This window comes from Luteibacter sp. PvP120, from assembly GCF_054055715.1.
This window is the reverse complement of the sequence record NZ_JBSRXP010000007.1, coordinates 51,180-63,382: the sequence shown is the minus strand read 5'-3', so window position 1 is coordinate 63,382 and position 12,203 is coordinate 51,180. Positions and strand designations below refer to the sequence as shown.

At 65.7% G+C, this 12,203-nt stretch carries 10 protein-coding genes; 4 read left to right on the top strand and 6 right to left on the bottom strand.

Annotated features, from left to right (window positions below; genetic code table 11):
• Positions 1-2 precede the first annotated feature (2 nt).
• The 6 genes from ACVKN3_RS14785 to ACVKN3_RS14760 all read right to left on the bottom strand — a co-directional run bounded on the left by ACVKN3_RS14785 (position 3) and on the right by ACVKN3_RS14760 (position 5,707).
• Positions 3-1,487 (bottom strand): trypsin-like serine peptidase, encoded by a 1,485-nt coding sequence (locus tag ACVKN3_RS14785; protein WP_354516100.1) that lies wholly within the window; start codon positions 1,485-1,487, stop codon positions 3-5.
• Between the two features lie 115 nt (positions 1,488-1,602).
• Complete coding sequence (locus ACVKN3_RS14780) at positions 1,603-2,496, bottom strand: cytochrome c oxidase subunit 3 (protein WP_285402848.1); 894 nt, start codon at positions 2,494-2,496, stop codon at positions 1,603-1,605.
• Positions 2,497-2,529: 33 nt separating this feature from the next.
• Entirely contained in the window at positions 2,530-2,655 is a 126-nt protein-coding gene (locus ACVKN3_RS14775) for a hypothetical protein (protein WP_255349634.1), read from the bottom strand.
• 3 nt (positions 2,656-2,658) lie between these two features.
• Complete coding sequence (ctaD, locus tag ACVKN3_RS14770; RefSeq protein WP_354516102.1) at positions 2,659-4,272, bottom strand: cytochrome c oxidase subunit I; 1,614 nt, start codon at positions 4,270-4,272, stop codon at positions 2,659-2,661.
• Between the two features lie 32 nt (positions 4,273-4,304).
• Positions 4,305-5,204: a cytochrome c oxidase subunit II gene (coxB, locus tag ACVKN3_RS14765; RefSeq protein WP_036139341.1), complete on the bottom strand. Its 900-nt coding sequence runs from the start codon at positions 5,202-5,204 to the stop codon at positions 4,305-4,307.
• Positions 5,205-5,224: 20 nt separating this feature from the next.
• A complete protein-coding gene (locus ACVKN3_RS14760) occupies positions 5,225-5,707 on the bottom strand; it encodes a DUF2244 domain-containing protein (RefSeq protein ID WP_354516104.1) in 483 nt (160 codons plus the stop codon).
• A 174-nt stretch (positions 5,708-5,881) separates the two neighbouring features.
• On the opposite strand from ACVKN3_RS14760, the gene putA reads away from it, so the two are divergent.
• From putA to ACVKN3_RS14740, 4 genes are all read left to right on the top strand, one after another.
• Complete coding sequence (putA, locus tag ACVKN3_RS14755; protein ID WP_285402841.1) at positions 5,882-9,034, top strand: bifunctional proline dehydrogenase/L-glutamate gamma-semialdehyde dehydrogenase PutA; 3,153 nt, start codon at positions 5,882-5,884, stop codon at positions 9,032-9,034.
• 327 nt (positions 9,035-9,361) lie between these two features.
• Complete coding sequence (locus ACVKN3_RS14750; protein ID WP_354516106.1) at positions 9,362-9,850, top strand: hypothetical protein; 489 nt, start codon at positions 9,362-9,364, stop codon at positions 9,848-9,850.
• A gap of 80 nt (positions 9,851-9,930) precedes the next feature.
• On the top strand, positions 9,931-10,512 hold the full coding sequence (locus tag ACVKN3_RS14745; RefSeq protein WP_354516108.1) for a hypothetical protein: 582 nt from the start codon (positions 9,931-9,933) through the stop codon (positions 10,510-10,512).
• Positions 10,513-10,589: 77 nt separating this feature from the next.
• The gene (locus ACVKN3_RS14740) at positions 10,590-12,197 is read left to right on the top strand and encodes a hypothetical protein (protein WP_354516110.1); all 1,608 of its coding nucleotides are present in this window, start codon (positions 10,590-10,592) and stop codon (positions 12,195-12,197) included.
• Positions 12,198-12,203 lie beyond the last annotated feature (6 nt).

Genomic DNA, 12,203 nt, shown 5'->3' with positions numbered 1-12,203 from the left:
GATCAGTCGGCCGCGGGTGGCAGCAGGTCCAGGGTACCCACCGGAGACACGTTGCCCGCTTCGTCGGAGCCCTTCGCACAGACACGGAGCGGACCCTTGGACTTGGGCAGGCTGAGGAACAGCGACGTCAGCTCGCGATAGTTGCCTTCGTCGTTACAGTCCGTGGCATGGAGGCGGCCGACCTTGACGATGGGCGGCGACACGTACGGGCTGTGGATCTTGACGATCCAGGCGGCGTCGCTCTCGTTGTGAACGGCGGGCCGTGGCGTGGCGGTCGGCGCGGTGTCGTCGATCACGCGCAACATCACACTGGCGCGCTCGGGCGACTGCCAGTCGTTGTCGATATCGAGCTGGCCCAGGACACACATGGCGTAGACGCCTTCCGCCGGTCCGACCGGAAGCCGGTCCATCGGCTGCTCGCGCGCTAGTGCCGGGGCACTGTACCCGTCGAGGCTGGCGCAGTCCGTGGTGGCCGCATCGCCGTGTTTATAGCGAATCCAGCGCGTGTCGTCGCTGACGACGATACCCCAGCGGGCGGGCGTGACCTCGCCCTCTTCCACGACCTGGCTGCGCGTGTACTGGCCGATGGTGCGTTGCAGGGCCACGCCGTTGCCAGAGTCCAGCCACTGCGGGTTCCAGTCGCCGCTGGCAAGCAAGGCATTGCGCAGGGGGGCCACAAGGCTCAGATAGCTGGCTCCCGCCCGCGAGAAGGGCTGCCTGCCGGTCAATTCGCATGGACGATCGAAACCGCAACCGTCGAAGCGCGGGTCGACCATCGTGCCGAGTACACCCACGATCTGCGAGGTACCACGGCGCAGCACCGGCGAACCGGACGAGCCGCCCGCGACGCCCGCGCAGTCGGTAGCCGATTCACGAAGGAAGAAGCGCTCACCCTCGAACAGCCGTACCGGCTCGCTGGCCTCGCAGGTGGACAGGCGCAGGAACCGTTCGTCGAGCGGTACGTCGTTGGCGGGAATCTGCGGCAGATCCACCGGGAGCGTGCCGATGATGCCGGGCGCGGACGGAACCAGCGGGGTGATGCCGATGGCGGCCAGTTCGCCGTAGGACACCGACAGGCGAAGTACCGCGATATCCATGCCCTTCGTCGTGGCATACAGGATGCGCTCGACGCCGACGGGCCGGTGCACGGCCTGCGCGTCCTGGAAATACGCAGGGGTGAAGCGGTAACCGGACGGGGCAGCTTCGTCAACCAGCACCTGGTTGGGGACGAGCTCCCGCCCGAGCACGCAGTGACCCGCCGTGAGCAGCAGCGCCGGACGGCTGCCGTAGGGAGATGCGGAACCGGCGACGATGGCGCCGGTGCAAGTGCCACCATCAGGCGCATCGATCAGGCCGACGGCGCGAAAACGCGCGTCGCTGGCCGAGGACAGCAGGGGCGTTTCGGCCGCGGCGACGCCCGAGGCGAAGCCAAGCGAAAGCAGGATCATCGACAGGCGCGACAAACGCGTGGTGACTTTCCGTGTCATGGGTACTCTCCGTGGGTGCTGAGGGCGACCTTCGTCATGAAGGCGCACGGAGAGTTTAGAGCGAGGCTTACGCAGAGGCCGTCAGGGCAGCGCCGACAGACGTGTCAGCGCTTTCTTAGAGCACGTAGACGAACAGAAAGAGCGCCAGCCAGACCACGTCGACGAAATGCCAGTACCAGGCCACGGCCTCGAAGCCGAAGTGGTCGTCCTTGCTGAAGTGACCCTTGGCGCAGCGCAGCCAGATGATCGCCAGCATGATCGTGCCCAGCGTCACGTGCATACCGTGGAAGCCGGTGAGCATGAAGAACGTGGCGCCGTAGACACCGCTGCCCAGCGTGAGGTTGAAGTGCTCGTACGCTTCCGCGTACTCGTGCGCCTGGAACCACAGGAACAGGCAGCCCAGCAGCACGGTGGCGCCAAGTCCGATCAGCAGGGGCTTGCGATGGCCGGCCTTCAGCGCATGGTGCGCGATGGTGATGGTGACGCCCGAGGACAGCAGGATCAGCGTGTTGAGCAGCGGCAGGCCCCACGCAGCGATGGTCTGGAACGAGCCGCCGATCTTCTGCGGGCCGCCACCACCGTTGGCGCCCCACGATGCCTCGTAACCCTGCCAGACGAACTGGTGGGTGAGCACGCCGTGGCCTTCGCCGCCCAGCCAGGGCACCGAGAAGATGCGCGCGTAGAACAGGGCGCCGAAGAACGCGCCGAAGAACATCACTTCGGAGAAGATGAACCACATCATGCCCATGCGGAACGAACGATCCACCTGGCTGTTGTAGTTGCCCGCCAGCGACTCGCGGATCACCGAGCGGAACCAGCCGAAGAACATGCCCAGGATCATCACGATGCCGATCCAGAATAGCGGCTTGCCGAACGTGCTGCCCTCACCGGGTTGCGCGTTCAGCCAGTGCGCGGCACCGAACACCGTCACGAACATGGACACCGCGGCCACGATCGGCCAGTAGCTCTTGCTCGGTACGAAGTAGACGTCTTGTTGCTGGTGACCCATGGTGGTTTCCCGTGGATGTCGCGTGTTAGCCGATCAGACCCGGAGCATCTGTACGATCGAAAGGAGGAAGACCGCGATCGCGAAACCGCCCGCGATCAGGGCCGTGCGGCGTGCGCGCCGGCGGCGCGCCTCCATGGCGATGTCCGTGACGCCCTGCATCGATCAGTGTTCCGTGTTGCCGTGGGCCAGTTCTTCGTCGTGGATCACCGGCGGCACGTCGAAGGTATGGAACGGCGCCGGCGACGGCACGGTCCACTCCAGGCCCCGGGCCCCTTCCCACGAGCGGTCGGCCGCGCGCTTCTTCGAGAAGAACACGCAGTGCACCACGACGCCCAGGAAGATCAGCTGCGAGGCGCCGAACCAGAAGCCGCCGATCGAGCTGATCATGTTGAAGTTGGCGAAGGCCACGTTGTAATCGGGAATGCGGCGCGGCATGCCGGCCAGGCCGAGGAAATGCTGCGGGAAGAACAGCACGTTGACCGAGATGACGCTGGACCAGAAGTGGATCTTGCCCCAGGTCTCGCTGTACATGTTGCCCGACCACTTGGGTATCCAGTAGTACGCGGCGGCCATGATCGAGAACGCGGCGCCGGTCACCAGCACGTAGTGGAAGTGGGCCACGACGAAATAGGTGTCGTGGTACTGGAAGTCCGCCGGCGCCAGGGCCAGCATCAGGCCGGAGAAACCGCCGATGGTGAACAGGATGACGAACGCGATGGCGAACAGCATCGGCGTCTCGAAGGTCATCGAGCCGCCCCACATCGTCGACACCCAGTTGAAGACCTTGACCCCCGTGGGCACCGCGATGAGCATCGTGGCGTACATGAAGAAGATCTCCGCGCCCATCGGCAGGCCCACGGCGAACATGTGGTGCGCCCAGACGATGAACGAGAGGAAGGCGATGGAGGCGATGGCGAACACCATGGCGCGATAGCCGAAGATCGGCTTCCGGGCGAAGGTGGGGATGATCTCGGAGATGATCCCGAACGCCGGCAGGATCATGATGTAGACCTCGGGATGCCCGAAGAACCAGAAGATGTGCTGGAACAGCACCGGGTCGCCGCCGCCGGCGGCATTGAAGAAGTTGGTATGGAAGTACTTGTCGGTCAGCAGCATGGTGACCGCACCGGCCAGCACCGGCATCACCGCGATCAGCAGGAACGCCGTGATCAGCCAGCTCCACACGAACACCGGCATCTTCAGCAGGTCCATGCCGGGCGCGCGCATGTTGAGGATGGTGGCGATGATGTTGATCGCACCCATGATCGAGCTGATGCCCATCAGGTGGACGGCGAAGATGGTGTACGCGATGGACTCGCCCTGCAGCGACAGCGGCGGGTACATGGTCCAGCCGCCGGCAGGGCCGCCGCCCGGCATGAACAGGGTGGACAGCAGCAGGATGAACGCGAACGGCATGATCCAGAACGAGAGGTTGTTCATGCGCGGCAGGGCCATGTCCGGCGCGCCCACCATCAGCGGGATCATCCAGTTGGCCAGGCCGACGAACGACGGCATGATCGCGCCGAAGATCATCACCAGCGCGTGCATGGTCGTCATTTCATTGAAGAAATACGGCTGCACCAGCTGCATGCCCGGCTTGAACAGCTCCGCGCGGATGACCATCGCGAAGGCGCCGCCGATGAAGAACATCGTCAGCGAGAAGATCAGGTACAGCGTACCGATGTCCTTGTGGTTGGTGGACATCACCCATCGCTGGAAGAACCCCTTCGGGGCCCCGTGGTGATCGTGGTGGTCGTGGGTGGCTGCGTGGGCCATAACCTTGAACCTCTACCGAATGCTTGAGCGGGTTAACCCTGGGGGACCGGGGCGGGGGCGTTCTGGGCGGTCGCGGCGGCCTTGCGGACCCGTGCCTCGTCTTCCTGTGTCGCCAGCCACTGTTCGAATTCCGCCTTGGGCACGGCCTTGACCACGATCGGCATGAAGCCGTGGTCCTGGCCGCACAGTTCGGCGCACTGGCCGCGGTACACACCCGGCTCCTTGATGTTGGTCCAGGCGGCGTTGGCGATGCCCGGAATGGCGTCCATCTTCCAGCCCAGCGCCGGCACCCACCAGGAGTGGATGACGTCGCCGCCGACGATGATGAAGCGGATCTTGGTGTGCACGGGGACCACCAGCGGCTTGTCCACGTCGAGCAGGTAGGTCTGGTAGCCGTCGACCTGGATCTTGCCCGGGTCGAGGTTGGAACGAAGCTGGCGGGTACGGTCCGAGGTTTCTTCCAGCTTGGACATGAAGCCGACCTTGTCGACTCCCTTGCCCTTGTAGTCGACGTAGTCGTAGCGCCACTTCCACTGGTAACCGGTGACCTTGATGGTCATCTCGGCGCCGGTGGTGTCGGCGAACGAGGTCAGGCCCCCCGTGGCGAGGTTAGCCAGGAAGACCAGGATGATGACGGGGATGACCGTCCAGACGATCTCCAGCCGCGTGCTGTGCGACCACTTCTCGGCCACGGCACCGCGCGACTTGCGGAAGCGGAACATCGCCACGAACATCGCGCCGAAGACGATGATGCCGATGACCACGCAGACCCACAGGGCCACCATGTGCATGGCATAGGGCGACCACTCGCTGACCCCCTTGGTCATGTTGAGCTGGTTCGGTTCCGGGTTGGCCCATGCCGCCCCGCCGAACAGGGCGAGGGCACTCGCCACGCACGCCGCCTTCCATCGTCCGATGCCGCCAGATGTCATTTCTTGCACCTTTAGTGAACCTACCTGCGCGTCTGGCCTGAGACTTCGGACAGCAGCACCATGAGTTTCCTGGACACCTCGACCCTTTCCTCTTCCCCCAGGAAGGCGCCGATTTCGAGCTCGTTACCGTGTGACGTGAGCAACAGGCGCTGCCGCCCGCCTGCCGATGCCAACCCTACCCGTACCCAGTGCGTCTGGAAACGGACGATCCGATGCCCCGGCACGGCACGGACTTCGAGCGTGTCGGGCCCTACCACGATGCGCTCACCCTTGCCGCCGGCCCGCCAGGCCGCGCCAAGCGCGAACCCGACGACGAACGACTCCGCCAGGGCGAACACGGGAGCGAACACATTCCCCTGCCACGCGCCGAGCGACGCCGTTGCCAGCGCCAGGGCCGCCAGGCCCACCACGACCCGCCGAAGACCGCGCCGGTCCAGCGCCCGGTTGGGCCGGAGCCACAACACGCGCGGCCCGCCCACGGCATTCGGTCGAAGCACGATCATGGAAGTCGTCGCGTGCCTTGAACGTTGGGATGATAGGGCGGTAGCCAGTAAGCGGCAAGGTTGGGAAGCGGCGCGATGTCGCAGGGGTGCCACGCCGGCGGGCCCCGCAGCGCAACACACATGGCGCATCGGCCTCCCTTACAATAGGCGTTCCCCCTCGCCCCGATCCCCTCCGTGAACCCACAGATCCTCCGTCCCGAACTCCCCACCGGCGCCGAGCCGGCGCGCGCGCGTATCACGTCCGCCTGGTTGCGCGACGAAACCGAGGCCGTGAACGACCTGCTGGCCCAGGCTACCCTGCCGCCGACCGAGCGCGAGCACGTCATCGACGTGGCCGCCGGCCTGGTGACGCGGGTACGCGCCCGCGCCAAGGACCAGAGCGCCGTCGAATCCTTCATGCGCCAGTACGACCTGTCCTCCGAAGAGGGCGTGCTGCTGATGTGCGTGGCCGAGGCGCTGCTGCGCATCCCCGACAAGGCCACGGCCGACAAGCTCATTCGCGACAAGCTGGGCGACGCGAACTGGAAGAAACACCTGGGCCAGAGCGAATCCGTGTTCGTCAACGCCTCCACCTGGGGCCTGATGCTCACCGGCCACCTGGTCAATCTGGCGGAGGAAACGCGCCACGACTTCACCTCCGCGCTGCGCCGCCTGGTCGGCCGTGCCGGCGAGCCCGTGGTGCGCCTGGCCGTGCGCCAGGCCATGCGGATCATGGGGCACCAGTTCGTGATGGGGCGGACCATCAAGGAAGCCCTGGACCGTTCCGCCGAAAAGGAGCATGCGGTCTACCGTTACTCGTACGACATGCTCGGCGAGTCGGCGCTGACCCAGGCCACGGCGGAGCGCTATCAGCAGGACTACCGTGACGCGATCAACGCGCTCGGTGGCCGCGGCCCGTTCCCGAACAACCTCGAGGCCCCGTCGATCTCGGTCAAGCTGTCGGCGCTGCACCCGCGCTACGAAGTGGCCAACCGGGCACGCGCACGGGTCGAACTGGGCGCCAAACTGCTCGAACTGTCCCAACTGGCGTTCAAGAACGGCATCGCCCTGTCCGTGGACGCGGAAGAAACCGACCGCCTTGAACTGTCGCTGGACATCATCGGCGACGTCTTCGCGCATCCGTCGCTGGAAGGCTGGAACGGCCTGGGCATCGTCATCCAGGCGTACCAGAAGCGTGCCCCGTTTGTGATCGACTGGGTGACCGAGAAGGCCCGTGCCACCGGCCGTCGCTGGTTCGTGCGGCTGGTGAAGGGTGCCTACTGGGACGCCGAGATCAAGCGTTCGCAGGAAAACGGCCTGTCCGGCTACCCGGTGTACACGCGCAAGCCGAACACCGATGTCTCCTACCTGGCCTGCGCGCATCGCCTGTTCGCCGCCGGCGGCGACGCGGTGTACCCGCAGTTCGCCACGCACAACGCGCACACCATCGCCGCCATCCACCACATCGCCAAGGGCCGCCCGTACGAGAACCAGCGCCTGCACGGCATGGGTGCGGACCTGTACGCGGAGGTGATCGGCAAGGACAAGCTCAACGTGCCCTGCCGCGTGTATGCGCCGGTGGGCAGCCATGAGGACCTCCTGCCCTACCTGGTTCGCCGCCTGCTCGAGAACGGCGCCAACACCAGCTTCGTCAACCGCGTGGTGGACGAGAGCGTACCGGTGCGCGACCTGGTCGCCGACCCGTGCGAGACGGTGCGCGCCTTCAGCTCCATTCCCCACCCCCGCATTCCCCTGCCGGTCAACCTGTACGGCGAACTCCGGAAAAATTCCATGGGCATGAACTTCGCCAACGACAACGAGCTGAACGAGCTCGCCGACGCCGTCAACCGCCACAGCGGCCCCTGGGCCGCGGCCCCGCTGGTCGCCGGTGGCGCCGCCGCCGGCACGAAGACCGAGGTCACCGACCCGTCCGACCGTCGTCGCATCATCGGTACGGTGGAAAACACCGACCCGGCGCTGGTCGACAAGGCGCTGGCCGCGGGCGTGAAGGCGCAGCCGGGCTGGGATCGCCTGCCGGCCGCCAGCCGCGCCGCCATTCTCGAGCATGCCGCCGAGCAACTGGAGCACAACCGCGCCGAGTTCATCGCGCTGTGCGTGCGCGAAGCGGGCAAGAGCCTGCCGGATGCGATTGCCGAGATCCGCGAGGCCGCCGACTTCCTGCGCTACTACGCGACCATGGCCCGCCGCCTGTTCGGCCAGCCCGAGCAGTTGCCGGGCCCCACCGGCGAAAGCAACCAGTTGTTCCTCAATGGCCGCGGCGTGTTCGTCTGCATCAGCCCATGGAACTTCCCGCTGGCGATCTTCCTGGGCCAGGTGGCCGCCGCGCTCGCCGCCGGCAATGCCGTGATCGCCAAGCCGGCCGAGCAGACCTCGCTGATCGGCCATGCCGCGGTCAAGCTGCTGCACGCCGCCGGCGTGCCGACCGACATCCTGCAGTACCTGCCGGGCGATGGCGCAACGGTCGGTGCCGCGCTCACCCGCGACCCCCGCGTGGCCGGCGTGGCCTTCACCGGCTCCACCGACACCGCCTGGGCGATCAACCGCGCCCTCGCCGCGCGCAATGCGCCCATCGCGGCCCTGGTCGCGGAAACCGGCGGCCAGAACGCGATGATCGCCGACTCGTCCGCCCTGCCCGAGCAGATCGTCAAGGACGTGATCGCCTCGGCCTTCCAGTCCGCCGGCCAGCGTTGCTCGGCGGCGCGCGTGCTGTTCGTGCAGGAAGACATCGCCGACAAGGTCATCGCGATGCTGGCCGGCGCCATGGCCGAGCTGACCGTGGGCGACCCGGGCCTGCTCTCGACCGACGTCGGCCCGGTGATCGACGAGGATGCCCGCCAGATCCTGGTCGACCACGCCGCACGCATGGACCGCGAAGCGAAGAAGATCGGCGAGGTGGCCCTGCCGGCATCCACCGGGCACGGCACCTACTTCGCGCCGCGTGCCTACGAGATCCCGTCGCTGGACGTGCTGACCCGCGAGATCTTCGGGCCCGTGCTGCACGTGATCCGCTGGCACGGCGCCGACCTCGCCAAGGTGGTGGACCAGATCAACGCGACGGGTTTCGGCCTCACGCTCGGCATCCACAGCCGCATCGACGACACCATCGATTACATCGCCAGCCATGCGCGCGTGGGCAACTGCTACGTCAACCGCAACCAGATCGGCGCGGTGGTCGGCGTGCAGCCGTTCGGCGGCGAAGGCCTGTCCGGCACTGGTCCCAAGGCCGGCGGCCCGCACTACCTGCTGCGCTTCGCCGGTGAGCGTACGCTCACGGTGAACACCACGGCGGCGGGCGGCAATGCGTCGCTGCTGACCATCGGCGAGTAATTGCGGGCCGCCATTATCGTTATGCGATTCAGCATCGCCCGTACCAAGACCACGTCCCGAAAGGCACGTGGTCTTTTTTTGTCACGCTCCGGGAGCCACATCGGGCCCCTTTAATGAGACAAACCGATCATGCTGAAGCGCCGACATCGTCATGCGATTTCGGCACGCGCGAGGCCCGGCCGCTGTATGCAAAAGGAACCGCTCTTTCGGCGAGGTCCACGCCGTAAGCGCACCTCCCTGGGGATCGGGCTTATGCTCGACGGGCGGTAACCACCGCCACGTTGCTAACTTACTGCGCCGCAAGAGGCGCGTGTCCAGGGAGGACCTATGAACAACGACAAGCATCCCCCGCTCACCATGAGCAAGCCGGGGCAATGCCCCAGCGAACTGACCACTGCCATGCCGGCCATCACCTTCGATGCGATGCCCCTCGGTCCGCTGCCCAAAGGAGCGAAACGGGAGGTGGAAGGGCACACTGTCCAGGCGCACACGTCAGGCATCGCGTTCACCGACGCACCGGAAACGTATCCGAACATGATGGAAAACACGGTGATCACCGCCACTGGCGCGTCCGAGTGCATGGTCGAGATCACGTTTCGTGACAGCGTGGTCACCGTAGCCGTGGGTGTCTACCAGGCCGAGAGCGGCCAGGGCGTATTGACGTTCCTGGACGAGCATGGTCAAACTCTCGGACACTACGAGACGATCGACGGTCTGACGCAGTATATGTACTCCTCCGACGGCAAGACCAAGACGCTGCGCTGGACCTCAAGGGGCGGCGCCTCGCTCGACGACGTCTATCTGCTCGGCGTCTGAAGCACTACGGGGGCGTCATCCGCCCCTTCAAATAGCGTCGGCCGGAACCCGACGCCCACCCCCAAAGGGAGGGCCGCAACATGACGTTGCAGTCAGTGGTTCCGATCATGCCTGCCCTGCAGGTATCCAAAGCCGTCGCCACGTCCGCAACGAGCGGGCAGGGCCCCTCGATATCCCCGCGCGATCTGGTCGGACCCCGACTTGGCATCCTGGCCGACGAGCCCGTCACGGACGCGCTGGCCGGCGCACAGGAGGGTGTGATCCCGCCGCAGGGACGTCGTGATCTCATGCACCTGGTGATCCTTACCGGCGACGCCGGCGCCATGCTGGAAGCCGATAGCGATCGCATGGTACTGACCGGCATCCGCGGCGCGCGCAACGATTGCCGGCTGCTGCTTCGCCAGGCGTACGGCACGGTGCGCTGCGAGGTGCAATCCGCCGGCGCGGAGGCGCACCTGGGCTTCCTCAGCTGGCGTCACGGTGCCTTCGAGGAGGTGCAGACGATCCATATCCAGCGGCGCCCCGTGCGCGGCTACCAGGGTGGGAACGGCGGCCGGCTGATCACGATCGTGGAGTACCGGGCCGAGCCCCTGCGCGAGGTCCACGGGCTGGTCTGGCGTGGCGGATTGCTGCGCATCGAGAGCCTGTGCCTCACACCCTAGGTTTCCGCGCAAAACAGGACACGGCGACGTAGCACAAGCCGCCGCCTGACACCCTCCCACCATCCGAAGGAACGGACATGCAAATCACGACGGGCATCCCATCATTTGCCGTGCCAAGCCGTTCGCGCCGCCTGCTGCTGTGTCTCATGACCGCCCTGGTCGCAGCGTGTCAGCCCGTGCCACGCCCCTCGCCGGTGCCGATGTCCTTCGTGTACGCATCGCGCGAGTGGGGCGAGGATGTCGCCGCTGACATGACAAGCCGGTATCGCGACACACGAAGGTCGTGCAGCGGCCAACTCGCATTGCGTTGCTCCGGCATCCTGTTCAGGGCCACCAGCAATCCCGCAAACACCCACGCGTGGGACCCCAGCCCCGAGTCACTGACGAATGGTGGCGTGTCATTTTCGTTCCTACGCCAGGATGCGACATTTCGGGCGCTGGCGTCTCAATACGATCATGGCCTGATCTTCTTCGCGTATGACGACGCGCCTGAAAGCCGGACGTCTCCCCAGCCGTTATGCGTATTTCCCATCGATGCGGGTACCACGGGCCGCCTGCCGCCAGGCGGTTGCGGGCAACAGACCGCATTCGTGGTTCCCGCCCCGGCGAAGAGTGCCCCATGCCAGAGACAGGGCATTACCACCGGTATTGCATGGGTGGCCCATTTCAATGCGCTCGGCGGCTCTGGTGATGTGAAGCGCCATGGCACATGTGGTTTCAGCCTGGACGGCTCGGACGCGTCGTCTGCCTTCATGGCGTCGATCGACGCCATGCCCTCCATTGCCTCATGGCTCGATACGTTGACCAACGAAGTGCGCATCAAGGTATGGAACAGTGGGATGGGCAAGCAATTGCCCATCGAAGCCTTTTTCTATACGCGTAGCAGCGGGCTTGCGCTGGCCCGAAGGGACCAGAAGGATTATTCGGATGTCACGACCATCAAGCGACCGATCATCCGGCTCACGCTGCCGACGCGCAACGCGGAGGCGCGCTTCGAGTTCGTGACCTCCGATCAGGCGATCATCGGCGACGGGCCGCCCATTTTCGACGCCCGCCCGCCCGTGCTGGAAGCGACGGGCAACGACGGCCGACTGCTGAGACTGAGCGACTTTTATTCCCGGGAGTACGTCACGGTCAATGTTCCCCGGTACTCGAACATGGCTTATGGCGACCGGGTACAGGTCCGCTGGCAGGGTTTTGCAACGTATGTCACCCCGCAGAAGACAGTCGCCACGCCTGGCGATCTTCACTTCAGTATTCCGCGCATGGAAGTGGTGGACTCGATGGGCGGAAAGGTCGGCATCACGTTTACCGTGACCCAGGGAACGACTCAAACGACGTCGGCGAACTTTGGACTGACCGTCGCGAACCAGACGCTGGCGCTTCCTTCTCCAACCTTCAGTGCGGCGGCGCGACGCGTCACGGTCGCCTATTCCGCGATGGCAGCTGGCCATCTCGTCGAGGTTCGCATCACGGGTGCCACGAACCGATATACCGGAGAAAAAACGGCCACCGGCTCGACCGCATTGACCTTCGACCTTCCCGCGGAGTGGGTAGCCGAAAATCGCGGGCTGCCCTGGTCGATCAACTACACGGTCAGACCCGGTTCCGCCGAAAGCCGGCAATTTTCCCGCTATTTGCGCCTGCCGGCTTCGCCGGGATCCGTGGCCACCGCTCGCCCCTGAACCCGC